Annotated in this window: 27 protein-coding genes; 16 read left to right on the forward strand and 11 right to left on the reverse strand. The window is 38.8% G+C overall.

Going from position 1 to position 23,499, the window contains the following annotated elements; translation table 11 throughout:
• The first annotated feature begins 66 nt into the window (after nt 1–66).
• Both glpE and glpG read left to right on the forward strand, forming a co-directional pair.
• Nucleotides 67–384 carry a thiosulfate sulfurtransferase GlpE gene (glpE, locus tag H5117_RS00120; RefSeq protein ID WP_182735912.1) on the forward strand — a complete coding sequence of 106 codons (318 nt, stop codon included), beginning with the start codon at nt 67–69 and terminating at the stop codon, nt 382–384.
• Nucleotides 381–1,199 carry a rhomboid family intramembrane serine protease GlpG gene (gene glpG / locus H5117_RS00125; protein WP_182735913.1) on the forward strand — a complete coding sequence of 273 codons (819 nt, stop codon included), beginning with the start codon at nt 381–383 and terminating at the stop codon, nt 1,197–1,199. Before glpE ends, glpG begins: the two co-directional genes overlap by 4 nt.
• 3 nt (nt 1,200–1,202) lie before the next feature.
• Here the strand turns inward: glpG and H5117_RS00130 are convergent, their stop codons facing one another.
• Nucleotides 1,203–1,601 carry a flagellar basal body-associated protein FliL gene (locus H5117_RS00130; RefSeq protein ID WP_002961049.1) on the reverse strand — a complete coding sequence of 133 codons (399 nt, stop codon included), beginning with the start codon at nt 1,599–1,601 and terminating at the stop codon, nt 1,203–1,205.
• Between the two features lie 154 nt (nt 1,602–1,755).
• Here H5117_RS00130 and H5117_RS00135 point away from each other — a divergent pair, with 154 nt between their 5' ends.
• On the forward strand, nt 1,756–2,295 hold the full coding sequence (locus H5117_RS00135) for a chorismate lyase (protein ID WP_002961048.1): 540 nt from the start codon (nt 1,756–1,758) through the stop codon (nt 2,293–2,295).
• A complete protein-coding gene (ubiA, locus tag H5117_RS00140) occupies nt 2,292–3,170 on the forward strand; it encodes a 4-hydroxybenzoate octaprenyltransferase (RefSeq protein WP_039489667.1) in 879 nt (292 codons plus the stop codon). The genes H5117_RS00135 and ubiA overlap by 4 nt, the downstream gene beginning before the upstream one ends.
• Before the next feature lie 38 nt (nt 3,171–3,208).
• Here the strand turns inward: ubiA and H5117_RS00145 are convergent, their stop codons facing one another.
• From H5117_RS00145 to H5117_RS00155, 3 genes are all read right to left on the reverse strand, one after another.
• Nucleotides 3,209–3,829, reverse strand: a complete 621-nt coding sequence (locus H5117_RS00145; protein WP_182735914.1) for a 2OG-Fe(II) oxygenase — start codon at nt 3,827–3,829, stop codon at nt 3,209–3,211.
• A 91-nt stretch (nt 3,830–3,920) separates the two neighbouring features.
• On the reverse strand, nt 3,921–4,805 hold the full coding sequence (locus H5117_RS00150; protein WP_002961044.1) for a LysR family transcriptional regulator: 885 nt from the start codon (nt 4,803–4,805) through the stop codon (nt 3,921–3,923).
• 378 nt (nt 4,806–5,183) lie between these two features.
• On the reverse strand, nt 5,184–5,606 hold the full coding sequence (locus H5117_RS00155; protein ID WP_002961042.1) for a DUF2721 domain-containing protein: 423 nt from the start codon (nt 5,604–5,606) through the stop codon (nt 5,184–5,186).
• A 75-nt stretch (nt 5,607–5,681) separates the two neighbouring features.
• Between H5117_RS00155 and H5117_RS00160 the strand changes: the two genes are divergently transcribed.
• The 3 genes from H5117_RS00160 to tsaD are packed head-to-tail and all read left to right on the forward strand — an operon-like array spanning nt 5,682 to nt 7,670.
• The gene (locus H5117_RS00160; protein ID WP_182735915.1) at nt 5,682–6,035 is read left to right on the forward strand and encodes a DUF2007 domain-containing protein; all 354 of its coding nucleotides are present in this window, start codon (nt 5,682–5,684) and stop codon (nt 6,033–6,035) included.
• A complete protein-coding gene (locus H5117_RS00165; protein WP_002961040.1) occupies nt 6,028–6,618 on the forward strand; it encodes a YjaG family protein in 591 nt (196 codons plus the stop codon). Before H5117_RS00160 ends, H5117_RS00165 begins: the two co-directional genes overlap by 8 nt.
• A 38-nt stretch (nt 6,619–6,656) precedes the next feature.
• Nucleotides 6,657–7,670, forward strand: a complete 1,014-nt coding sequence (gene tsaD / locus H5117_RS00170) for a tRNA (adenosine(37)-N6)-threonylcarbamoyltransferase complex transferase subunit TsaD (protein ID WP_165744224.1) — start codon at nt 6,657–6,659, stop codon at nt 7,668–7,670.
• A gap of 11 nt (nt 7,671–7,681) precedes the next feature.
• Here tsaD and plsY read toward each other — a convergent pair whose 3' ends face one another.
• Nucleotides 7,682–8,293, reverse strand: a complete 612-nt coding sequence (plsY, locus tag H5117_RS00175) for a glycerol-3-phosphate 1-O-acyltransferase PlsY (protein ID WP_182735916.1) — start codon at nt 8,291–8,293, stop codon at nt 7,682–7,684.
• A gap of 230 nt (nt 8,294–8,523) precedes the next feature.
• Here plsY and folB point away from each other — a divergent pair, with 230 nt between their 5' ends.
• The 8 genes from folB to H5117_RS00215 all read left to right on the forward strand — a co-directional run bounded on the left by folB (nt 8,524) and on the right by H5117_RS00215 (nt 14,696).
• Nucleotides 8,524–8,883 (forward strand): dihydroneopterin aldolase, encoded by a 360-nt coding sequence (gene folB, locus H5117_RS00180; RefSeq protein WP_024604056.1) that lies wholly within the window; start codon nt 8,524–8,526, stop codon nt 8,881–8,883.
• Nucleotides 8,884–9,372, forward strand: a complete 489-nt coding sequence (folK, locus tag H5117_RS00185; RefSeq protein WP_024595488.1) for a 2-amino-4-hydroxy-6-hydroxymethyldihydropteridine diphosphokinase — start codon at nt 8,884–8,886, stop codon at nt 9,370–9,372. It abuts the gene before it with no gap.
• Nucleotides 9,369–10,169 (forward strand): undecaprenyl-diphosphate phosphatase, encoded by an 801-nt coding sequence (locus tag H5117_RS00190; RefSeq protein WP_149603106.1) that lies wholly within the window; start codon nt 9,369–9,371, stop codon nt 10,167–10,169. Before folK ends, H5117_RS00190 begins: the two co-directional genes overlap by 4 nt.
• Before the next feature lie 175 nt (nt 10,170–10,344).
• On the forward strand, nt 10,345–11,700 hold the full coding sequence (gene mpl, locus H5117_RS00195; protein WP_182735917.1) for a UDP-N-acetylmuramate:L-alanyl-gamma-D-glutamyl-meso-diaminopimelate ligase: 1,356 nt from the start codon (nt 10,345–10,347) through the stop codon (nt 11,698–11,700).
• A gap of 1 nt (nt 11,701) precedes the next feature.
• Complete coding sequence (locus H5117_RS00200; RefSeq protein ID WP_002961027.1) at nt 11,702–12,322, forward strand: flavin prenyltransferase UbiX; 621 nt, start codon at nt 11,702–11,704, stop codon at nt 12,320–12,322.
• Nucleotides 12,322–13,251 (forward strand): ABC transporter ATP-binding protein, encoded by a 930-nt coding sequence (locus H5117_RS00205; RefSeq protein WP_024595485.1) that lies wholly within the window; start codon nt 12,322–12,324, stop codon nt 13,249–13,251. Before H5117_RS00200 ends, H5117_RS00205 begins: the two co-directional genes overlap by 1 nt.
• Nucleotides 13,252–14,019 (forward strand): ABC transporter permease, encoded by a 768-nt coding sequence (locus H5117_RS00210; RefSeq protein ID WP_002961025.1) that lies wholly within the window; start codon nt 13,252–13,254, stop codon nt 14,017–14,019.
• Nucleotides 14,019–14,696, forward strand: a complete 678-nt coding sequence (locus H5117_RS00215) for a tRNA (guanosine(46)-N(7))-methyltransferase TrmB (RefSeq protein WP_024603594.1) — start codon at nt 14,019–14,021, stop codon at nt 14,694–14,696. Before H5117_RS00210 ends, H5117_RS00215 begins: the two co-directional genes overlap by 1 nt.
• Before the next feature lie 266 nt (nt 14,697–14,962).
• Here H5117_RS00215 and H5117_RS00220 read toward each other — a convergent pair whose 3' ends face one another.
• Entirely contained in the window at nt 14,963–16,843 is a 1,881-nt protein-coding gene (locus H5117_RS00220; RefSeq protein ID WP_182735918.1) for a GGDEF domain-containing protein, read from the reverse strand.
• A 532-nt stretch (nt 16,844–17,375) separates the two neighbouring features.
• On the opposite strand from H5117_RS00220, the gene panP reads away from it, so the two are divergent.
• Complete coding sequence (gene panP / locus H5117_RS00225; protein WP_002958981.1) at nt 17,376–19,001, forward strand: pyridoxal-dependent aspartate 1-decarboxylase PanP; 1,626 nt, start codon at nt 17,376–17,378, stop codon at nt 18,999–19,001.
• A gap of 52 nt (nt 19,002–19,053) precedes the next feature.
• Here panP and serA read toward each other — a convergent pair whose 3' ends face one another.
• The 5 genes from serA to metK all read right to left on the reverse strand — a co-directional run bounded on the left by serA (nt 19,054) and on the right by metK (nt 23,489).
• On the reverse strand, nt 19,054–20,283 hold the full coding sequence (serA, locus tag H5117_RS00230) for a phosphoglycerate dehydrogenase (RefSeq protein ID WP_024595232.1): 1,230 nt from the start codon (nt 20,281–20,283) through the stop codon (nt 19,054–19,056).
• Nucleotides 20,284–20,292: 9 nt separating this feature from the next.
• The gene (rpiA, locus tag H5117_RS00235; RefSeq protein WP_002958979.1) at nt 20,293–20,946 is read right to left on the reverse strand and encodes a ribose-5-phosphate isomerase RpiA; all 654 of its coding nucleotides are present in this window, start codon (nt 20,944–20,946) and stop codon (nt 20,293–20,295) included.
• 53 nt (nt 20,947–20,999) lie between these two features.
• Nucleotides 21,000–21,596 (reverse strand): 5-formyltetrahydrofolate cyclo-ligase, encoded by a 597-nt coding sequence (locus H5117_RS00240; RefSeq protein WP_182735919.1) that lies wholly within the window; start codon nt 21,594–21,596, stop codon nt 21,000–21,002.
• 8 nt (nt 21,597–21,604) lie between these two features.
• Nucleotides 21,605–22,162 carry a hypothetical protein gene (locus H5117_RS00245; RefSeq protein ID WP_182735920.1) on the reverse strand — a complete coding sequence of 186 codons (558 nt, stop codon included), beginning with the start codon at nt 22,160–22,162 and terminating at the stop codon, nt 21,605–21,607.
• 175 nt (nt 22,163–22,337) lie between these two features.
• A complete protein-coding gene (metK, locus tag H5117_RS00250; RefSeq protein WP_002958976.1) occupies nt 22,338–23,489 on the reverse strand; it encodes a methionine adenosyltransferase in 1,152 nt (383 codons plus the stop codon).
• Nucleotides 23,490–23,499 lie beyond the last annotated feature (10 nt).

Raw genomic sequence — 23,499 nt, forward strand, 5'->3', positions numbered from 1 at the left:
CATCACTAAATTACAAGAAGGGCGGCTTTAGCCGCCTTTTTTATACTATTAATTAAAGAGACTTCAATGGCATTTAAACATATTTCTATAGCGCAAACGTTAGAGCTTTTAGATAAAGAAGACGTGGTAATTGCAGATATTCGCGATCCTAATTCGTATCAAGTCGGTCGCATTCCAGGCTCAGAAGCACTTTCTAACGGTAATATCGCACAATTTATGATGGAAAAAGAATTCGATCAGCCAATTATTATTGTCTGCTACCACGGTATGAGTTCACAAGGCGCAGCTAGCTACTTAGTTGAGCAAGGTTTTGAAGACGTTTACAGTATGGATGGCGGCTTTACAGCTTGGGAAGCTGCTTACAGCGAGAAAGTAGAGCGATGATAGAGCTTGGCAGTTTAAATAACCCGCGCGCCGCACAGGGCTTTATAGATTATTTAAAAAGCCAAGGTTTACAAGGACAATTAAGCTCCTCAGATGGTAGCAATGTCATTATTAGTGTTGCACCTGAGCATTTTCATCAAATACAACCTTTATGGGCCGAATTTACACAAAACCCTAACCATGAACGCTATCAACAAGCTTCATGGGATGTAGGTAGCACACAATCGCCGCTTAAATATCAAGGGCAATCACTTAATCTAATAGCCCGTTTTAAAGCGCTCAGCTGGTTAAATCAAACCGTAAGTATTGTAAGCGTTATAATTTATTTTGCTTTCTTACTAGGTGGTTTTGAGACCATTTACACTATGATGCAGTTTAAACCTACGCAGCCTTTAAGTTGGTTAACTCCCGCATTTGTTCACTTTAGTGCGATGCATATAGTGTTTAACTTAATTTGGTGGATGTCGCTTGGTGACAATATAGAAAAACAATGCGGAAAACTAAGCTTAATAGGTTTGTTTTTAGTAACTGCACTTATAAGTAATTGGGCACAATACTTAATGGTTGGCCCCAATTTTGGTGGGCTAAGCGGCGTGGTGTATGGATTGCTCGGTTTTTGTTGGATTCATAGCTTTTTAAATCCTAACAAGCCTGCCCTAGTTAGTACGGCTATTGTTGGCTTTATGTTGATTTGGTTAGTACTTGGGTTTGCTGATGTATTGTTTGTAGGTATGGCTAATTGGGCGCACTTAGGTGGGTTAGTTAGCGGTATGGCTTTTGCCTATACCGCCAAAATATTTAACGCAAAACGTTAAATACTAATGATATAAATATTTAGTGAACAAGACTTCACGGATGATCTCTTGTCCTGTTTCTTCTTTTAGCAGGCTTTTTAGTTTTTCGGCGCACTTTGCACGTATTTCTTCACGGCCAGTAAGTGATTTTATTTTTTCTTCTGGTTCTTTAGATAAAATCTCTACTAGGGCATCACGAAGTAATGGCGTGTGGTGTTCAACCACTGCAATATCAGAAGTATCAGTAAGCATTAAATCAATAGTTACACGCACATAGCCCATTTTTTTACTTGATGCGCCAATGTAGTTGGTGATTATATCTGGCTCAAAACCAAAATAACCAACTGTGGATTCAGCACGAGCTGTAAAGCTTATAACGCTTACAAAGAACGTAAAAAGACCTGCGTATACTATTTTTTTCATATTTAAAGCGTTTCTTAAAACTTGTTACAAATAGTTTATACTTAATAGTAGGTAATAAACAGCGCCAAGCAATTATTTATGGTTATAAAACATCACTTTTTCAAAAGCTTTGGCAATGGTATCATCTCGTTGTTTTTTATTTTGTTGAGCTATTGTGATTACTTATCCTCTGTCTATATCTGCTAATTGGCAGTCCACTTCTTATATAAGTGACTTATCTCCTCTAGAGCAAGAGTGGCTTTTTGAACAGAATTCATTAACGGCTAAATTAAAAAGTAACTCAAAAACTTTTAATGTAAAGGTGTTAAGTGAGCAGTTATTTACTTTAAGCCCAGAGCAAAACTTACTACTAAACAGCACAGCTAAAACAGCTATTAATAGAGAAGTTCTCTTACTGTGCGATAACAAACCTGTGGTGTACGCACAAAGCTGGCTTCCTAAAAATGATTCTATTAATCCTTTGCACAATATGGGCGAGCGTCCTTTAGGTGATGTGATTTTTCAAGACCCAGCATTAAAAAGAACGGATATAGAAATTGCTTATTTTGATGACACGCACCCTATTCAGCAATTAGTTACAAAATTGAACTTACCCGAGAAAAACTTACTAGGGCGTCGAAGTGTATTCTCACTCAAAGAATATAAGTTTTTAGTGTGTGAAGTGTTTTTACCTGGAGCATATTTATACTCATGAAATTAGCCGCTTTAAAGCCAAAACATATTCCTTATTATATACAGTTAATGCGTATAGATAAGCCCATTGGTACCTTGTTATTACTTTGGCCAACATACTGGGCTTTATGGCTTGCTAATAGTGGGATGCCGAGCTTACTCAACTTTATTGTATTTACGCTGGGCGTTGTTGTTATGCGTAGCGCAGGGTGTGTAATTAATGATTTTGCAGATAGAAAAATAGACGGCTCGGTAAAACGCACAGCTCAACGGCCGCTAGCTTCAGGACAGGTGAGTAGTGGTGAAGCACTTAGTCTATTTTTACTACTCATAGTTATTGCGTTCATTTTAGTATTAATGCTTAGCGTCAATACTATTTTGCTTTCTTTTGGTGCTTTGGCTTTAGCCTTTTGTTACCCCTTTATGAAGCGCTATACACAGTTACCTCAAGTTGTTTTAGGGGCTGCATTTGGTTGGGCTATTCCTATGGCGTATATGGCTTCAATTAATGCACTACCACAGCAGGCATGGTTATTATTTATAGCCAATATTTGCTGGACAGTGGCTTACGACACCATGTATGCGATGGTTGATAGGGACGACGATTTAAAAATAGGAGTAAAATCAACCGCTATTTTATTTGGTAAATACGACCGCCATATTATCTTTTTACTTAATGCTGTATTTATAGCGTTGGTTGCTTTTATTGGTATAAGCAATCATTTAAGTGTCGCATTTGGCGTTGGTTTAAGTATTGCTGTGGGCCTATTGGCATACCAACAAACGCTTATTCATAAACGTGAAAGAGATGCCTGTTTTAAAGCGTTTTTAAATAATCATTACGTGGGTTTGGCTATCTTTATAGGGTTATTACTTTCATACCCAATAGCATTTTAAAAGCCTCAATAAAGGCTGTTAAAATGCTCTATTAGGAGTTATCGGGGGGGATCAATAATGCCGCTAATAGAGGCGTTTTTCCTAAACCAGCCTGCAATAGAATAGCGATCGTCAACGGCGGGAAGTACTTCGTGGGCAAAGCGTTCGCTTTCAAACATTACTAATGTGCCAGCAGTTGGTTTAATTGTTATTTCTATCTCTTTACTTTTAAGTTTATAAATAACAAGTTCGCCACCTTGCTTAGGCGTATTTAAATAAAGTACCGTTGTAAATACTCGATTAGAGCGACCTTTAAATGCATCTAAGTGCTTTTTGTAAAAATCACCCTGTGTATATTTTGCATAATGGCATTCGTAATCAAATAACCCCATAAAAAAACTGCGATTTAACGTGGTCTTTATACTTTGCATTATTGCTTGATAGGTAAGCTGTGCTTGAGAGCTGCCGTCAAACCAATAGGTTTTATCAGTACGTACGGCTTTATCTATTTGTAAGTCATTTAATCGACCAATACCAGCAAGGCTAAAGTGAGGGTTTATACGGTGGCAGTCTGCAACTAAATCGTTAACTAAATCGGCAATAAGCGCGTTATGAATTACGGTATATCCTTGGCGTTCTATATCATCTAAATAGACATCAGGACCAAAAAGTGTGTTCATTCACATCAGCTGTTTAAAAAAGGTGCGACAGTGTAGCCGAAAAGCTGTTAAAAGCTACTGTTTATTGTGCCGCACTTTTTGAAACATCAGATTAGCTAAATGCAGCACCCGCTTTTTTTATAAGCGATAGTAAATGCTCTACATGTTCAGTAATCGACGTCTGTTGGCTTGTTTGTACAACGAGTTGTTCGTGGTTTAAACCTTTATTTGTTTTAAGTTGTACTAATTCAGAATTCTCTGCGATTGCATTAGCATGTTCAATGCTTGCAATAGCAAAATGATCTGATTTAACTACACCTGCCATTACTTGCTCAATACTGCCCACTTTAATACTTGATGATTTATTTAAAGAATCAATTGCTTCATTAAGCATAGTTTGTACTTGTTTAGACTCAGAGAAACAGCCAAACATCGGGTAGCTATCAAGGTTTTGTTTACTTATATCGTTTTTATGGGCAAGAGGGTGGTTTTTTGAAACAAATAACACAAGCTGATCAGGTAAGTGAATGTCACTGCCAATACTATTAATAGCTTGAGAGTATACGCTAATGTCTATTTCACCTTGTTGGAGTTTGCGCGTTAGCTCTTGCTGATCTTGTAGCTGCATCTCAATTTTTATATGAGGGTATTGAGCTAAAAACTGTCCACAAGAAATAGGGACTATGCTGCTTGCCTTATTGGTATACCCAATAACGAGCTTTTCATTGGCATTACCGTTTACTGATTGAAAAATCCGCTTTTTCGTTAGCTCAAGTTCCGATAGGGTCGTTTTAGCATATTCTAGAAAAAGCTCGCCTTCTGGCGTTAATTTAACAGAGCGTGTTGAGCGTTTTACTAACTCATATCCCATTTCATCTTCAAGTGTTTGAATGCTGCGCGTTAGCGCTGAAGTACTAATTTGGGTTTGTTCAGCAGCTTGTCTAAAATGACGTAATATACCAAGTGCTACAAATTGCTCTAATTGTTCAAATCTCACTTTATAGTCCCTTTTTATAAGTAAGTCGCAGATACCACGGACATCAAATATATTAATTTTTATTCTAAAGTTTAGTAAAATTCTATATTGAAATACGGTTGCAAGTTCATACGTGTTTCCAGCAGGATACCCCCCTTTTAGTATTAATTAAAGAGAAAAGCGACCAAATAGTATTACTTTTTAAAATTCATAACTAGTTTTTTATTGTATTTTATCTATGTTTTTGCAATGGGCTAGCTAAGTAAACTTATTTGTAGTCAGTAAGTTAGTTAGTATATTTGGATTAAATTGTTCTAATTAATAAAAAAGTACGCCCCAAAAAGGGGCGTTCATACAACATGATTGTGACAAATAATAGAGTGTTTTATTTATAATAAACTATTTTACAAAATTTCTATTTATTCGGCTACTTAGTGGTTTATTTTCAATGCTTTGCAGTTCTATCTCGATTGCATCACAGGAAATATGTATTTCAAATAAAGACGTTAATAACGATAAACTTAAGCAAGCTAAGCTAATGCCAAATAAAATAATTCCTGTGGCATTAAACTCAATAAATAATGCAAACATTGATAGTGTACACAGTAGAAAAGAGGCTACCCCGTACACTTGCATCGTTCTAATTAGCTTAATACGTTTACGTAAGTTAGTGATTTGAGCCACTACAACAGGCCGAATAGATTCACCTTCACGCGCATTTAGCTCCCTAATTAATTGCGCTAAAACTAAAAATCGGTTTGTATAGGCGAGTAATAGCAGCGATATGGCCGGAAAAAGTAAGCCTGGGGTTGTTAGTGTCATGTTTATTCCTTAAAAGTACAGCATGCTAATAATTTAGCGCAGGATATTGTTAACACAAAATAAATGAGGTGAATATTGCAAAATATTAATAATAACAATTCAACAGATAGCTCTTTTCAATGGGTTACAATTTATAAAGCTGAAAATACCTTGGAAGCGAATATCGTAAAAGGCTTAATACAAACTGCTGGAATAGAGTGTAAAATTAAAGGCGAGATGCTCCAAGGGGCGCTTGGAGAAATTCCATATGATCAGGCGCAAGTTAGAGTGCAGGTTTATGCGATAAAAGAGCGCCATGCGCGGCAAATATTGGTAAACTATCAACAAGTAAAACAATCCGCTCCAGATTGGGTATGCCCTAATTGTAATGAGCATAATGGATCAACATTTGATTTTTGTTGGTCGTGTGAGACGTTAAAGAATGACTAAAGCAAATAATTTTCAGCGTATTAGAGAGCTTAACTATTTACAAAAGGCCGTCTTAGCAAGTGCTTTAATAGAGCGAATGCTGCCAAATTACGGTTTATTTAGCGAAGCAACGGGGTTTGGTGATGAAACCTTATTACGTAATTCGCTTAATGTTTGTTGGGAAAAAATCTTACTGCCTAAAAGTAAAATAGATCTCGAAAAACAAGTTGAAAAAATAGAGCCAAATGTTCCTGAACTTGCTGATTTTGATATGTTTGGTACTTATCCTGCTATTGATGCTGCAACGTCTTTACTTAGCTTAATGCACGGTTTAGTGGCGCAAGATGAGCAAGAGTTCATTAGTGTGAGCAAAATATCTCAAGCAACAGTGGCTCGCTTTATTGAATATCAAATGACGGTTGAAGGTGAGATTGCTGATAACACAGCAGTGAGAGAGCACCCATTAATGCAGTACGAAATTGAAGTATTAGGTGAGCTAATTGATTTTGTAGAAAATATGGGGCGTATTACCTCTGATAGCGTAAAAGCACTAAAAAAGTTTGCCCTTGAAGATGGCCAAACAAATATTGGTCTTACGTTATAAAAGAAGCAAAGTAGAATTTAAAAGGCAGGAGAAGTACAGTGCGAATTTTAGGCATTGAATCGTCATGTGATGAAACGGGTATTGCAATATATGATGACGAAAAAGGCTTGTTAGCTCATCAATTATACAGCCAAGTAAAAGTACACGCTGATTACGGCGGTGTAGTGCCGGAACTTGCATCGCGCGATCATGTTCGTAAAACATTACCACTTATAGATGCAGCATTTGCACAAGCAGGTTGTGGCCCTGAAGATTTAGACGGTATTGCTTATACTGCAGGCCCAGGTCTAGTTGGTGCATTATTGGTAGGTACGTCTATTGGTCGTTCATTAGCATACGGTTGGGATATACCTGCGGTAGCAGTACATCACATGGAAGGGCATTTACTTGCTCCGATGCTTGAGGAAAATACCCCTGAGTTTCCGTTTATTGCATTGCTTGTATCGGGCGGTCATACCATGATGGTTAAAGTAGCGGGTATTGGACAATACGAAGTACTAGGTGAGTCAGTTGATGATGCCGCAGGCGAGGCCTTTGATAAAACGGCTAAGTTACTTGGTCTTGATTACCCCGGTGGCCCACGCTTAGCTAAAATGGCCGAACAAGGCGTAGCAAAGCGCTTTGTATTTCCTCGCCCTATGACCGACAAGCCAGGTCTTGATTTTAGTTTTAGTGGTTTAAAAACAGCGGCATCAATCACGATTCGTGAAAATGACGACGATGATCAAACCAAAGCTGATATAGCGCATGCATTTCAAACTGCGGTTATTGATACCCTCGTTATTAAGTGCAAGCGTGCGCTTAAACAAACAGGTATTAAGCGTTTGGTCATCGCCGGTGGTGTGAGTGCGAATACACAGCTTCGACTGCAGCTCGAACGCGTAATGAAAGGTATGAAAGGCGAAGTGTTTTATCCGCGTACTGAATTTTGTACCGACAATGGTGCAATGATTGCTTATGCTGGAATGCAACGCTTAAAAGCAGGGCAATTTGCCACGCTTGATATGAAAACAAAACCTCGTTGGCCTATAGATAGCCTTGAGCCGATTTAATGAATCATATTTTAGATATTTTTGTTTTCATCGGTGGGTGCTTTTTTAGCACCCACTTTTGGTTCTTCCCCACTAAATAATCGAATAATATTAGTACGGTGACGAAATATAATTAACAGCGTGATAAAAGTAACGGGAAGAGTATAAAGTGGCTTTATTAGCCATGTATACAAGGGCGCTAAAGATACAGCTACAAGCGCTGCCAGTGATGAATAGCGTGTTATTGCCACTATAACTAACCAAGTACACACAAGTAAACCAGCCAATGATAAGCCAATAGGTAATAATGAGCCAAATGCCGTTGCTACGGCTTTACCGCCTTTGAAGCTAAAAAACAGTGGGTACATATGGCCTAAACAAGCAGCTACTGCGACTAAACCAAGCTCTAAAGGTTCAACTTCTAAAAAATAAGCCCCCCATACCGGAATAGTGCCTTTTAAAATATCAAACACCAGAACCAAGCAAGCCGGAAATGCTCCGCCTAATCTATAAACATTTGTAGCTCCTGGGTTGTTAGAACCACTATTACGAGGGTCTGGAAGTTTGAACAACCGCGACACTAAAATAGCCGACGAAATCGACCCAAGTAAATAAGCTAAAACAAACATTATAGAGGCTAACACGCGCTTCCTTATTTTTTAATTGCTATACCAATTGATAGTGCTTTTAGGCTATTATTGACAGCAAAATTTATCGTAAAAATTATTAACAGGCTATTTAATAGCTAGTTTAGTTATTTTGCTATTGTAGAAGTTATTTTTACATATTTAAACACTGGCTAAACCATATACAGTATTAATTTTATTGATGCTTAGTATAGTTGCTTAGTAGTTTGTTGTTATTTGGAGTATCAATGGATAAGGTTTTTATATCTCAATTGCACGTCGACACTATTATTGGAGTGTACGACTTTGAAAAAGAAAGTAAACAGAGCCTTTATTTTGATATTGAAATGCTAAGCGATATTAAGCCTGCAGCTGAAAATGACGATATTAATTTAGCACTGGATTACTCAAAAGTAAGTGAGCGAGTTATTGAGCACTGCACTTTAAAACCTGTAGAGTTGCTAGAAACTTTAGTTGAACAATTAGCGCATATTATTTTAAGCGAGTTTAATACTCCACAAGTTACTATAAGAGTAAGTAAACCAGCAGCAGTAGCACAAGCGCAAACTGTAGGTGTTGAAATTACACGTGTTAAGGCAACTGACTAAATGGCTCAAATTTATATCAGCCTAGGGTCAAATATAAATAAAGCGCATTATATACAATGTGCATTAATTGCACTTAAGCAGCACTTTGAACATATTGTACACTCGTCTGTTTTTGAAAGTGAAGCAGTAGGGTTTGCTGGCAATAATTTTTATAATTCAGTCGTTGGCGCTACAACTGATATGTCGCTTGTTGATGTATGCGCTTTATTAAAACAAATAGAGCGTGATAATGGACGCACAGCGAACGATAAAAAGTTTAGTCCACGAACGCTCGATTTAGATTTACTGTTTTATGATGATGTAATTTGCGACTCCCCAGCGCAATTACCACGAGATGAAATAACTAAAAACGCATTTGTATTACAACCTCTTAGCGAGGTTGCCCCAGATTTCTATCATCCTGTTGCTAAACAAACGATTGCGCAGTTATGGAATGAATATAATAACCCTCAACAAAAGCTATGGAAGGTGGAGTTTTCTAACCCATGAGTATCATCGAAATAATTATTTTAGCCCTCATACAGGGATTTACTGAGTTTTTACCAATATCTAGTTCTGCGCACTTAATTCTCCCATCGCAAATTTTAGGCTGGGAAGATCAAGGGCTTGCGTTTGACGTGGCAGTACATGTTGGTACTTTAATTGCCGTTGTTATTTATTTTCGCAAAGAGGTCGTCGACATACTCAGTGCGTGGTTTAAATCCTTTGGAGCACAGGGTACTACTGATGATAGTAAGCTAGGTTGGTGGATAATTTTAGGCACTGTGCCTGCCGCTATTTTAGGCTTACTTTTAAAAGACTTTATAGAGTTGTACCTACGAAGCGCTTGGGTAATTGCTACTACCACAATTGTGTTTGGTTTATTGCTTTGGTACGCGGATGCAAAAGGTAAGCAAATTAAAACTATTTATCAGCTTAATTGGAAAACAGCACTTATTATTGGTTTTGCACAAGCTGTTGCAATGATCCCGGGAACTTCTCGCTCAGGTATCACGATGACTGCTGGTTTAATGCTTGGAATGAATAAGCAAAGCGCAGCGCGTTTTTCGTTCTTACTGGCAATTCCAATTATTTCTATGATGGGGCTTTATTATACTGCAGAGCTTGCTTTGGGTGACCATGTGGTTGATTGGAATACATTATTACTAGGTGTAGTGCTATCGTTCTTATCGGCTTATGCATGTATATTTATGTTTTTAAAAGTAATAGAGCGAATGGGCATGTTGCCATTTGTGATATATCGTTTATTGCTCGGTGTAGGTTTAATAGTATTTTTAATGATGTAGCAAATAATGACTAATAAAAAAGCCTTCTAATTAAGAAGGCTTTTTTATTATCAAGTGGTCATTTTGGCACGAGTGAAATGCTTACTCGCAATGGTAACTAAGCACGAATTTTGGCATTATAGCGCCATTAAACTTTGCATAGCTGTAAAGTGAGCATACGATTTAAGGAAAGTATATGCATATACATATTTTGGGTATTTGTGGCACGTTTATGGGCGGTATTGCAGCCATTGCTAAATCGTTGGGTCATAAAGTAACGGGTTCTGATCAGAACGTTTACCCACCAATGAGTACGCAACTTGAAGAGCTTGGCATTGAACTAACTCAAGGCTACGACGTATCTCAATTAGAGCCAAAGCCAGATATGGTCGTTATTGGTAATGCAATGAGCCGGGGTAACCCATGTGTTGAATATGTGCTTGATAAAGGTCTGCCTTATACTTCAGGCCCTGAATGGCTTAAGCATAACTTACTGCAAGATTCTTGGGTACTTGCGGTTGCTGGTACGCATGGTAAAACAACCACAGCAAGTATGCTCGCGTGGGTGTTAGAGTACGCAGGTTTAAAACCAGGGTTTTTAATTGGCGGCATAGTGCAAAATTTTGGTGTATCGGCAAAAGTGGGTGAAACGCCATTTTTTGTTATTGAAGCCGATGAATACGATACTGCTTTTTTTGATAAGCGCAGTAAGTTTGTGCATTACCTCCCGCGTACACTTATCTTAAATAATCTTGAATTCGATCACGCTGATATTTTTGAAGATTTAAACGCAATAAAAAAACAATTTCATCACTTAATGCGTACATTACCTCAAAGCGGCAAGGTAATTTGGCCAAAGCAAGACGTAGCGCTTAATGACGTAATAGCACAAGGGCTTTGGAGCGAAAGCGAAACGCTAGGCGATGATTGGAGCTATGAATTAATAAAAGCCGATGGAAGTGAGTTTAATGTATTACTTAATGGCGAAAAGCAGGGCACTGTCTGTTGGCAAGCAATAGGCGAGCATAACGTTAAAAATGCGATTATGACTATCGCAGCAGCGCGCCATGTGGGTATAGCCATTGATCATAGTATTGATGCTTTAGGAGAGTTTATTAGCCCTAAAAGGCGTATGGAGCTAAAGGCGGATATAAATAATATTAAAGTGTATGACGACTTTGCGCATCACCCAACAGCAATTAAAACTACGCTTGCAGGATTGCGCGCAAAAGTAGGCGATGAAAAAATTATCGCTATTTTAGAGCCGCGCTCAAACACCATGAAAATGGGCGTGCACCAATATACATTATTAGATTCACTGCGTGATGCTGACAACGTACTCCTTTTTGAACCAGAGAATCTAAATTGGTCGCTAAAAGAGCAAGCAGATAAAGCAGGCATGCAGTGCTTTAACAGCACACAAACAATTATTGATACAGTGCTTGAAAATATTGAGCCTAATCAACATATTTTAATTATGAGCAATGGTGGTTTTAATGGCCTTCATCAACACCTTGTTGATGGCTTAGCTGATAAATACAGCGGAGAATAGTGTGCAATTTAAAGATAGAATTACGCTCGCATTTAGTGGTGCATCGGGTGCGCCTTATGGGCTTAGGTTACTTGAAGTATTACTAGAGCAGCAATTTCAGGTCTACGTTCTCATTTCAAGTGCAGCACGCGTGGTGCTTGATACAGAATCAAATATTAAGCTCTCTGGTAATGAAGATAAAGCCACAGAGCAGTTAAGTACGCTGTTTAATGCCAAACCTGAACAACTAAAAGTATACGGTAAAGATAACTGGTTTAGTCCTGTGGCTTCGGGCTCTGCTGCTCCTAAAAAAATGGTAGTATGCCCATGTAGTGCCGGATCGGTTTCTGCAATTGCAGTGGGGGCGTCTGATAATTTATTAGAACGCGCCGCTGATGTGGTAATTAAAGAACGCGGACAGCTCATTTTAGTGCCTCGCGAAACACCATTTAACGAAATTCATTTAGAAAACATGCTTAAGTTATCTCGTTTAGGGGTAACAATTATGCCAGCCGCCCCTGGTTTTTATCATAAGCCACAAAGTATCGAAGACTTAGTTGATTTTATGGTGGCGAGAATTTTAGATCATTTAAATATTGAGCATAACCTAACAAAACGTTGGGGTTATGGTGAGGGTAAGTAATGAATAAGCAAAATATTGCTTTAAATATAGAAGGCCTTACCAAGGTTTATAAAAATGGTGTTGAGGCAATTAAAGGCGTTGATTTACAAGTTGAAGAGGGCGATTTTTTCGCTTTGCTTGGTCCAAATGGAGCCGGTAAATCAACCACTATTGGTGTTATTTCGTCACTTGTTAATAAAACAAAAGGCAAAGTAGAAGTTTTTGGCTGTGATATTGATACTGATTTAGAAGCTGCAAAAGCGCATTTAGGCCTAGTGCCGCAAGAGTTTAACTTTAGCCAGTTTGAAACGCTTAGCCAAATACTGGTTAACCAAGCCGGTTATTATGGTGTGCCACGTGGTGAAGCCCATAAACGTGCTGATAAATATTTAGCGCAGCTGGGTTTGTTAGAGAAAAAAGACAAGCAAGCACGTACGCTTTCAGGCGGAATGAAACGTCGATTAATGATTGCACGCGCCCTTATGCACGAGCCAAAATTACTTATACTTGATGAGCCAACAGCGGGTGTAGACATTGAACTTCGTCGTTCAATGTGGGATTTTTTACGCCAAATAAATGAGCAAGGCGTTACTATTATTTTAACCACACACTACCTTGAAGAAGCTGAGTTACTGTGTAAAAACATAGCGATTATTGATTCTGGTCGAATTGTTGAAAACACCACCATTAAAGCACTGCTTGCAAAACTTGATAAAGAAACCTTTATTTTAGATTTAAAAATGCCAGCAAACCCTGTCACGCTTGAAGGTTATAAGTTTACGATGACGGACGATCATACTGTTGAAGTAGAAGTCGCTAAATCACAGGGCTTAAATGCGGTATTTAGCGCATTAACAACCCAAGGAAATACAGTATTGAGTATGCGAAATAAAGCAAACAGACTAGAAGAGTTATTTGTAGGATTACTAGAGCAAGGGCGGGGCGAATAAATGTTTAAATATGGCGTAGCCTTAAAGAGTTTATGGATTAAAGAGTGTATTCGTTTTTTACGTATCTGGGTACAAACCTTAGTGCCGCCAGCAATTACGATGAGCTTATATTTTGTTATTTTTGGTAACTTAATTGGTTCACGTATTGGTGATATGGGCGGCTTTAGTTATATGGAGTTTATTGTACCTGGCCTTATAATGATGTCGGTTATTACTAATTCCTATTCCAACGTAGCCTCTAGTTTTTACTCAACAAAATTTCAAAAAAGCATTGAAGAGCTTTTAGTTGCACCTGTGCCTAATTACATCATTGTACTGGGTTATATGGGCGGCGGTATGACGCGCGGTATTATGGTGGGCTTTATAGTTACTTGTGTATCGTTGTTATTTGTTGATATTCAAATTCATAATATTTTTGTAATTATGGCGACCGTTATTTTAACCTCAGCTGTGTTTGCTTTAGGTGGTTTAATTAATGCAATTTACGCAAATAGCTTTGACGATATAAGCATTATTCCCACCTTTATACTAACGCCATTAACTTACTTAGGCGGTGTATTTTATTCAATAACGTTATTGCCAGAATTTTGGCAAAACGTATCGCAAATAAATCCTATTATTTACATGGTAAATGCATTTCGCTATGGCTTTTTAGGTGTGTCGGATGTTGATTTAAGTGTAGCGCTAGGTGTTATTTTGGTGTTTATTACGGTGTTATTTACTTTAGCGCTAACTTTAATTAAAAAAGGTGTGGGGCTAAGACACTAATGAGTGATGCAAATTCACGTAGTATTGTATCTAATCAAGCGGGTATTCACGAAAAGCTTGATGAAATAGTAAATAAGCACTTAGATGCTGAATTTAAAAAGCCAATAGCAGCGCATACGCAAACTGCATTTGACGAGGTTAATGCTAAAGTACAAGCCTTTAGTGGCCCGCTTATTTTGGACTCGTGTTGTGGCGTGGGTGAAAGCTCAGCTAACTTAGCTAAGCGCCACCCTGATGCACTTATAGTTGGAATTGATAAATCTTCGCACCGATTAGATAAGCATGATGTTGAATATAAGCAAACCGACAGTGGTCAGTACATCTTAGTGCAAGCAGATTTAAATGACTTTTGGCGTTTAGCGGTAGCCGCCAATTGGCAACCTACGCACCATTATTTGTTGTATCCAAACCCGTGGCCTAAATCTAAGCATATTCGTAGGCGCTGGCATGGCGCAGCTATTTTTCCATTTATCGTTAAGTTAGGTGGAAAATTAGAAGTGCGCAGCAATTGGGATATTTACGTTAAGGAGTTTGCTCGGGCGCTTGAATTAACAGGCAACCCTTGCGATGTAACACTTTATGAGTCAGACGATGCAATTACGCCTTTTGAGCGTAAATACTGGGCCAGTGGCCAGCAAAGCCACCGACTCGTTATAAACTTACCTAGGGCGTGTTGACCTTTCGTGATTGATTTTGCAGAAGCATGTTTGGTTTTTAGGCAAGGCGGAGCCTATGTAGTGTGGTTATTCCCCATAAATAGGCGATAACGCAGCATAAAGACCAAACATGTGCTGCCCTTTGGGTTCTTTCTAGGGACGATTAACTCTTTGTTGCTCAGTTTTTACTTAGCCCACTAGGTTACAAACCTCGCGCCGCGATTTAATCGCCCCTAGATTGAACAAATTTCAATCCACAAAGATCAACACGCCCTGGTTAAAGTAAGTCAAAGTGCTAATTCTTCTGTAACCGTATTAACATGTGGCACTGGGTGGGCAAAATAATTGCCTTGCATTAGTGTCACATTCGCCTTTTTAAGTGCGGTTACTATGGTTGTATTTTCTACCGACTCTGCCATTAATTGTAAACCAAGTTGATTAGCAAAGCTGGCTATATGCTCAATAAACAAGTAGATATCTTTGTCATTCACTATTTGCTTTATTAGTGCGCCATCTAATTTAATACCATCTACTTCAAGCTTAAGTACGTTTGATATATTTGAATAACCACTACCAAAGTCATCAATAATAACCTTAACGCCTTTCGTTTTAACCATGCCAATAAATGCTTTTACTTCAGAGAAGTTGGCAATAGCTTGGGTTTCTAAAAGCTCTAATGTGATATTACCAGGATGCGGGTAGCGCTTAAGTTCGTCCGCAATAAACTCACTTAAATTAGGGTCGAGCATATCTTGTGCTGTTATATTTAAACTCCAGCAAATATCGGTTTTTCTAAAGCGACTAACACATTGTGAAAATATAGTACGGGTAAGTATTCCGTCCATTCTTGAGCGGGTAACAACATTTAAAAATGCATCAGGTTTTAATACTTCCCCTTGCGCTGTTACCATTCGAGCTAAACATTCGTATTGAACGACCTTATTGGTATTTGTGTCAATAATGGGTTGAAAGTAAGGCACTATACGATTGTTATCAAACGCTTCTCGCACTTCTTTAGCCATTTCTACATTGTATTGATATTGCGTTTTTACATCGTGTAGCGCTTTTGAGTAGTTAACTACACTATGCCTGCCTTGTTTAGCTTGCAGCGCTGCTATATGAGCGTTTTCAAGTAGTAGCGATTTATTACCACTGGCAATACCTGCACATAGGGTTATGTAGATAAAAGGGTCAGTTAATACCGGTGTATTAAAGTTATATGTTTTTACGAGGTCGGTAAATTCGTCATTACTCATTTCCTTAGGCGCGAGTAATACTATTTTATTTGTTGCTAGTCTGTATATATGGCAATGCGTAGAGCTTCTAAGTTTAAAGTGAATAAGTAAGTTTTTCATTACCTTGTCACCCACTTCAGTGCCATAAAAACTGTTTATATCTTCTATTTCATTAACCCAAATAACGGCTAATTGCATGTGATGAGCATTACTTTTTTTAATAAAGTACTCAAGTGCAATATGATTTGAAAAACCAGTACTTGAGTCAGTTGCTAAAGACCGTTTTAGTAAATAAATATATATGGCGGCAACGAGTATCGCGATAAAAAAGAAGAAGCTAGCCATTGCAGCTGCTTTTGATACGCTTTCTTTAAGTTTCTCGTTTAAATCATAAATAGTTATATCGGCACCCGTTAAATAGGTATTGCCGTTGATTGGGTCAACGTAAGGAATAAAAATTGTTTTAAAGTGGCCCCACTGATCGCTCGATATTTCAAATACTGGCTCTGTTGAATAAAAAGCACTTATATTTGCATCGGTAGCTTCAGGGTAGAGATCTAAAAATTGAGTTACCTTGCCATTATTCTGATCGCCTTGCGTGTAGCTTGATGAGCTAAAAAGCACCTTACCGTCTTTTAAAATCATTGAATAGACATAAGCAATATCAAGTGCTTGAGCAAACTCAGAGAGTTGTTTACTTTTATCTTGATAGTAAGAAAAACTTATATTATCGCCTTGATTAACCGCACTTAAATAATCGTCACCTAAAATATGTTTAACGCTGGTGGCGGCATTAAGTAAGCGATTATCAACCGACTGCATTATTTCAGCACGCGTGGTTTGGTAAGTGTAGTAAACGTAGGTTAGCAAGCTTATTAAAAACAAGCTAAAGCCTGCCACTATCCAACTAACTTTGACTCTTCCTTCTGGCATATGTGTCCCTTTTTTGTTATCAAATTTATTATACCCAAAATAAGTAAATGCCCAATAAATAATTAGGTTTGGTAGAGTTTTAATTAGGGTCTGTTTATCTTTGCGGATTATAATTTGTTCAAACTAGGGGGGATTTAATCGCGGCGCGAGATTTGTAACCTAGTGGTCTAAGTAAAAACCGAGCAACAAAGAGTAAATAGACCCTAGGCAGAACCCTTTGGGCAGCGCCTGTTTGGCATTAATGCTACGTTATCGCCTATTTATGGGGAATAACCACACTACATAGGCGCTGCCTTGCCTAAATACCAAACAGGCTGCTGAAAATTTAACCTTGAAAGATAAATAGACCCTAAATTATCATTTTTTTGTCATCGCTTTGATTGCTTTTATAGGTTTAAACGAGACATTTTAGTTATATTGCAGTAAAGTTAGCGCAATTTTTAAAGAAACACGATTGCTCCAAATGTCCTAATAAGTAGGCGTTTTTGATCGGTAAGCGCGTGTTTTAGCTACACACACACTAGGTATTAAGATGGATCAAAAGCGTTGTGCCGTCGCCTCTAAAGAAAGCCTTAAGCGTATATTTACTGTACCTGAAGCGCCAGACTCAACTTTAAGCAAAATCGAGCTTGAAATTTCGAGTAATTTAGCAGGTTTTCTAAACGAAAATATAGCGGCAATTGAAAAACCATTACATGAAATAGAAAAAGATTTTCAATCGGCAGTGATCCCAGAAGATCCAACGTTTGTCTCTGCTTATGCCCAAGACATAATGGAGCAACTTGTTGCACATTCTGTGCATACAGCTGCGCCTAGTTTTATTGGTCACATGACCTCTGCCTTGCCGCACTTTTTATTACCGCTGTCAAAATTGATGGTAGGGCTAAATCAAAATCTAGTAAAAATAGAAACATCTAAAGCGTTTACGCCTCTTGAGCGTCAAGTGCTTGGGATGATGCATCATTTAGCTTATGGGCAAGAAGACTCATTTTATTCTAAATGGATGCACAGTGCTAAAACCTCATTAGGTGCATTTTGCTCTGGTGGTACGGTTGCTAATATTACTGCGCTTTGGATTGCGCGAAACCGCTTATTAAAACCTGATGGCGATTTTAGAGGTATAGGTGCACAAGGCTTAATTGCTGGTATGCTGCATTACGGTTATAAAGGTTTAGCGGTATTAATATCAGAACGCGGGCATTACTCGTTAGGTAAATCGGTTGATTTACTCGGCATTGGTCGCGATAACTTAATTGGTATTAAAACCTGTGAAAATAATAAAGTCGATGTAACAGCTATGCGCGAAAAAGCACGTGAGCTTGAAGCGCAAGGTATTAAAGTAATGGCGATTATTGGGGTCGCGGGGACAACCGAAACCGGTAATATTGACCCACTTGATGAAATGGCCGACTTAGCACAAGACATTAACTGCCATTTTCATGTAGATGCAGCATGGGGGGGAGCGACCCTTTTATCGAGTACGCACCGTCCTTTACTAAAAGGGATTGAGCGAGCAGATTCAATTACCATCGATGCACATAAACAAATGTATGTACCAATGGGAGCGGGTTTGGTTTTATTTAAAGACCCCGCTGCAACTGATGCAATAGAGCATCACGCTGAGTATATATTACGTAAAGGTTCAAAAGACTTAGGTAGCCACACGCTTGAAGGCAGCCGACCTGGTATGGCAATGTTAGTACATGCTTGCTTACGTGTTATTGGTCGTAAAGGTTACGAAATGCTGATTGATCGAAGCATCAAAAAAGCACATTACTTTGCTGATTTAATTAAGGCTGATGAAGACTTTGAGCTTATTTCGGAGCCTGAGTTGTGCTTATTAACGTATCGTTATGTACCTAAGCAAATTAAACAAGCAATAGCCGATGCAGATGCTGCAACTCGGTTAGATATTTTTGCTTCACTGAACCGTTTTACTGCCAGTATGCAAAAGCGTCAACGCGAGTCTGGTCGCTCATTTGTATCACGTACACGCTTAACGCCTTCTAAATACGACAATCAACCAACGGTTGTATTTAGAGTGGTTCTTGCTAACCCGCTTACCTCAGGCGCTATTTTAAAAGAGATATTAGCTGAGCAAAAAGAGTTGGCTGCAACAGATCCGGTATTCAAAAAATACTTGAGAAAGTATATGTAATCTAAATACAAAAAAGGGTCCATAAGGACCCTTTTTTAATATCAAAGAATGGTTAATGTAAAATACGTGCTCTAATTGTACCCTCAACAGCGCTCAGTTCTTTAAGTGCTACTTCAGATTGATCTGTATCAACATCAATAACTACATAACCAATAGATGCGTCTGTTTGTAGGTATTGCGCAGCAATATTAATACCGTGCTGTGCAAACGCTTGGTTAATTTGCGTTAGTACACCTGGGCGGTTGTGGTGTACGTGTAATAAACGGCTACGATTAGCAAGCTCAGGTAGCGATACTTCAGGGAAGTTAACCGCAGTAATAGTTGAGCCATTATCTGAATATTTAGCCAATTTACCCGCTACTTCAATACCAATGTTTTCTTGCGCTTCTTGTGTAGAACCACCAATGTGCGGCGTTAAAATAACATTGTCGAATTGGCGCAGTGGCGATACAAATTCTTCATCGTTAGATTTTGGCTCAGTAGGGAACACATCGATTGCTGCACCACTTAGTTTTTTCTCTGTAAGCGCTTCTGCAAGAGCATCAATATCAACAACAGTTCCGCGTGATGCATTGATCAAAATAGACCCCTGCTTCATAACAGCAAGTTCTGCTGTACCAATAAGGTTTTTAGTTTGCGGTGTTTCTGGTACATGTAAGCTAATAATATCAGAGCGTTGTAACAGCTGAGTAAGGTTATGAACTTGTGTTGCATTGCCCAGTGATAACTTATCTTCGATATCGTAAAACTCCACGTTCATACCGATATTTTCAGCCATAATACCTAGCTGAGTACCAATGTGACCGTAGCCAATAATACCTAATGTTTTACCACGTGCTTCAAACGAACCATTTGCTGTTTTTAACCAGCCACCACGATGAGCCGCTGCATTACGCTCTGGAATACCACGTAATAAAAGTAGAATTTCGCCAAGTACAAGTTCAGCAACTGAACGAGTATTAGAAAATGGAGCGTTAAATACAGCAATACCACGTTCGCGTGCTGCATCTAAATCAACTTGGTTTGTACCAATACAAAAACAACCAATAGCAACTAGCTTTTCAGCTGAGTCTAATACAGCTTGGTTAATATGAGTACGAGAACGAAGTCCTACAAAGTGAACATCTTTAATGCGCTCTTTAAGCTCGTCCTCAGGTAAGGATGTTTTAACGTAGTCGATATTGCTGTAACCGTTACGTTTTAGCGTTTCAACAGCGCTTTGGTGAACACCTTCAAGCAAGAGAATTTTAATTTTGTCTTTTGCTAACGATACCTTACTCATAACCTCATCCTATTTAATTTGTGGCCCATTTTTGGTACCGATAATCACTTTATCAGCACCTCGCATCGCAAATAGCCCGTTGGTAACTACGCCAACAATTGAATTTATTTGTGTTTCAAGTTGTTTGGCATTGGTAATTTTTAAGTTAAATACATCTAATATAACGTTACCATTATCGGTAACTACGCCTTGGCGATAAACAGGGTCACCACCAAGTTTTAATAATTCTCGTGCAACGTAGCTGCGCGCCATTGGAATAACTTCTACCGGAAGCGGGAAGTCACCCAATGTATCTACCAGCTTTGTGTCATCAACAATACACACAAACTGTTTTGCAACTGCTGCTACTATTTTTTCACGTGTTAGCGCTGCGCCGCCGCCTTTAATCATTTCGTTTTGAGCGTTTATTTCGTCAGCGCCGTCAACGTATACATCTAAAGCATCAACGTTATTAAGTTCAAACACTTCAATACCTAACGCTTCCAAACGTGCAGTTGACGCTTCTGAGCTTGATACAGCGCCTACAATAGTGTCCTTTACTGAGCCAAGGGCATCAATAAAGTGATTAACAGTAGAGCCTGTACCCACACCGACAATGGTGTTTTCTTTTACAAACTCGAGTGCTGCCCAAGCAGCTGCTTTTTTTAATTCGTCTTGTGTCATTGCTTTGCGCTCATGTATGTCAGAAATATGCGGTTAGTAATCAAATTTAATTGTTACCAACAGTATGTTTTATCTGGGGTGATAATGGTTTTAAGTGGTACATCCCACGACTCGATTGGTAAGGCCTCAACTTTTTGGCATTCATGTGCAAGGCCAATTAGTTGTGGTTTTTGCCAATTTTGTTCATGTAAACGTGCCAATGTCCGGTCGTAAAACCCACCTCCCATTCCTAGGCGATTACCTTGTTTATCAAATGCAACTAATGGCAAAAGGAGGTAATCAAGCACTGGTAATGGGCATATTTGAGAGCAGTTCAGCTTAGGCTCCAAGATACCATAGCGATTTGCTCTCATGGGTGAGTTTTTCTCATAGCGCTGAAATAGTAAATTAGCGCCATTGAATGGGTGTATTATAGGTAGATAAACAACGTGGTTTAAGTTCCATAATTCTTTAATTAACAATGAAGTGTCTAGTTCTCCGTCGTTACTTAAATAAATGGCAATATGCTTTGAATTCGTTGTATTTTCGCTTTTTAAGTGTTGAATAAAATTCATTTTTAGCGATTGCGCAGCAATTATTTGCTGATTATTTGACAAGTTTTTACGGGTGTTACGAATTTCAGCTCTTATTTGTGCGCGTTTATTGCTCATTAAACTAATTAGCCATTTTTAAAAGAGAATAAATCGGGAAAAATCAAAAAAACAGCCAGTACGACTAGCAAGATGGTGGCAGTTGCAATCAATGAATATAAAAGTAAGTTACTGTGTTTTTTAGGAGTCGCTAAATCCTCATCTAGCATTAGGTCATCATTTTGCCATTCGTCTACACTTTCGTCTGATGTATTTAATTGAGCTTCAGGAAGGCGTTGCTCTAGCTCATCTAGCTTTTCTTCAAGGCGTATTAAGCTGCTAGTGATGTAATCTAGTGCATCAAAAATACGTTCATCACGTTGGTTGTTATTTGCAGCTGCGGGGGAGCTATTTTGAATCGCATTTGAAACAGCTTGCAGCTTACTTTTAATACCTAGGCTTGCTAATAACTTAGTCTGTTTTAACGCTTTGTCTTTATCGCTTGGCGCAAACAGCGGCTTACCTTTAAAAAAAAGAGCTACTTTTTCATCTGAGGTTTTTAATTTTGCAGCTAAGTTTGCGCACGCTGTTTTTATGTCAACGTTATCGGCAAGTCCTGCAAATATAACGCGAAAGTTATCGGCCATTTAACTATCCCTAAAGCTTTTATAATGAAGTGAGTATATACCTAAAGTACAAAAGAATTCGAGGTCGATTTTATAGTTATTTTGTAGACGCACTACAAACAATGTAACTGATAAGTTTTAGACACAAAAACGGCCCTATTAAGGGCCGTTTTTAATTTTCTTCAACACTTTCAGCTTAAAGGCCAGCAGCTGCACGAAGTGCATCAGCTTTATCTGTACGTTCCCAAGGGAATTCGTCACGACCAAAGTGGCCGTAAGCCGCTGTAGGAAGGTAGATAGGGCGCTCTAAATCAAGCATTTGAATTAAGCCGTAAGGGCGCAGGTCAAAGTGTTCACGAATAAGCTCGATTAAACGGCTTTCTTCTAACTTGCTTGTACCAAACGTTTCAACGCTGATAGATGTAGGCTCTGCAACACCGATTGCGTAAGAAACTTGTAATTCACATTTATCAGCAAGGCCAGCCGCAACTACGTTTTTAGCAACGTAACGTGCAGCGTATGCAGCTGAGCGGTCAACTTTTGATGGATCTTTACCAGAGAAAGCACCACCACCGTGACGAGCCATACCACCGTATGTATCAACGATGATTTTACGACCTGTTAGACCACAATCGCCCATTGGTCCGCCAATTACAAAGCGACCCGTTGGGTTAATGAAAAATTTAGTCGCGCTTGTAATAAGCTCTGCAGGAAGTACCGGCTTGATGATAGTTTCCATCACCGCTTCTACTAAATCTTTTTGCGAAATGTCTTCGCTGTGCTGAGTAGATAGTACTACTGCATCAATACCTACTGGCTTACCATTTTCGTATGCAAAAGTAACTTGAGATTTTGCATCTGGACGTAACCAGTTAAGCTCGCCGCTTTTACGTACTTGCGCTTGGCGCTGTACTAAACGGTGTGAGTAAGTAATTGGCGCAGGCATTAGCACTTCTGTTTCGTTACATGCGTAACCAAACATAAGACCTTGGTCGCCAGCACCTTGTTCTTCTGGGCTAGTACGGTCAACACCTTGGTTAATGTCAGGAGACTGTTTACCAATAGTGTTTAAAATTGCACATGAATCTGCATCGAAACCCATGTCTGAATGCGTGTAGCCAATTTCACGTACTGTTTTACGTGTAATTTCTTCAATATCAACCCATGCGCTAGTAGTGATTTCACCACCAACCATAACCATACCTGTTTTTACGTAAGTTTCGCACGCAACACGGGCATGAGAGTCTTGCTCTAGGATAGCATCAAGTACCGCATCAGAGATTTGATCGGCGATTTTATCCGGATGACCTTCAGAAACTGATTCAGAAGTAAATAAATGTTTTGCCATTGTATTTCTG

It is taken from the genome of Pseudoalteromonas sp. SG45-1 (assembly GCF_014164135.1).
Lineage (GTDB): Bacteria > Pseudomonadota > Gammaproteobacteria > Enterobacterales > Alteromonadaceae > Pseudoalteromonas > Pseudoalteromonas distincta.

What these genes read in the sequence shown, in the direction of transcription:
- serA (WP_024595232.1), bottom strand. Translation starts at nt 20,283, where the DNA reads ATGAGTAAGGTATCGTTAGCAAAAGACAAAATTAAAATTCTCTTGCTT.
- rpiA (WP_002958979.1), bottom strand. Translation starts at nt 20,946, where the DNA reads ATGACACAAGACGAATTAAAAAAAGCAGCTGCTTGGGCAGCACTCGAG.
- folB (WP_024604056.1), top strand. Translation starts at nt 8,524, where the DNA reads ATGGATAAGGTTTTTATATCTCAATTGCACGTCGACACTATTATTGGA.
- H5117_RS00190 (WP_149603106.1), top strand. Translation starts at nt 9,369, where the DNA reads ATGAGTATCATCGAAATAATTATTTTAGCCCTCATACAGGGATTTACT.
- H5117_RS00205 (WP_024595485.1), top strand. Translation starts at nt 12,322, where the DNA reads ATGAATAAGCAAAATATTGCTTTAAATATAGAAGGCCTTACCAAGGTT.
- mpl (WP_182735917.1), top strand. Translation starts at nt 10,345, where the DNA reads ATGCATATACATATTTTGGGTATTTGTGGCACGTTTATGGGCGGTATT.
- H5117_RS00130 (WP_002961049.1), bottom strand. Translation starts at nt 1,601, where the DNA reads ATGAAAAAAATAGTATACGCAGGTCTTTTTACGTTCTTTGTAAGCGTT.
- H5117_RS00220 (WP_182735918.1), bottom strand. Translation starts at nt 16,843, where the DNA reads ATGCCAGAAGGAAGAGTCAAAGTTAGTTGGATAGTGGCAGGCTTTAGC.
- H5117_RS00165 (WP_002961040.1), top strand. Translation starts at nt 6,028, where the DNA reads ATGACTAAAGCAAATAATTTTCAGCGTATTAGAGAGCTTAACTATTTA.
- H5117_RS00210 (WP_002961025.1), top strand. Translation starts at nt 13,252, where the DNA reads ATGTTTAAATATGGCGTAGCCTTAAAGAGTTTATGGATTAAAGAGTGT.
- H5117_RS00245 (WP_182735920.1), bottom strand. Translation starts at nt 22,162, where the DNA reads ATGGCCGATAACTTTCGCGTTATATTTGCAGGACTTGCCGATAACGTT.
- metK (WP_002958976.1), bottom strand. Translation starts at nt 23,489, where the DNA reads ATGGCAAAACATTTATTTACTTCTGAATCAGTTTCTGAAGGTCATCCG.
- ubiA (WP_039489667.1), top strand. Translation starts at nt 2,292, where the DNA reads ATGAAATTAGCCGCTTTAAAGCCAAAACATATTCCTTATTATATACAG.
- H5117_RS00145 (WP_182735914.1), bottom strand. Translation starts at nt 3,829, where the DNA reads ATGAACACACTTTTTGGTCCTGATGTCTATTTAGATGATATAGAACGC.
- glpG (WP_182735913.1), top strand. Translation starts at nt 381, where the DNA reads ATGATAGAGCTTGGCAGTTTAAATAACCCGCGCGCCGCACAGGGCTTT.
- H5117_RS00240 (WP_182735919.1), bottom strand. Translation starts at nt 21,596, where the DNA reads ATGAGCAATAAACGCGCACAAATAAGAGCTGAAATTCGTAACACCCGT.
- panP (WP_002958981.1), top strand. Translation starts at nt 17,376, where the DNA reads ATGGATCAAAAGCGTTGTGCCGTCGCCTCTAAAGAAAGCCTTAAGCGT.
- folK (WP_024595488.1), top strand. Translation starts at nt 8,884, where the DNA reads ATGGCTCAAATTTATATCAGCCTAGGGTCAAATATAAATAAAGCGCAT.
- H5117_RS00155 (WP_002961042.1), bottom strand. Translation starts at nt 5,606, where the DNA reads ATGACACTAACAACCCCAGGCTTACTTTTTCCGGCCATATCGCTGCTA.
- glpE (WP_182735912.1), top strand. Translation starts at nt 67, where the DNA reads ATGGCATTTAAACATATTTCTATAGCGCAAACGTTAGAGCTTTTAGAT.
- H5117_RS00215 (WP_024603594.1), top strand. Translation starts at nt 14,019, where the DNA reads ATGAGTGATGCAAATTCACGTAGTATTGTATCTAATCAAGCGGGTATT.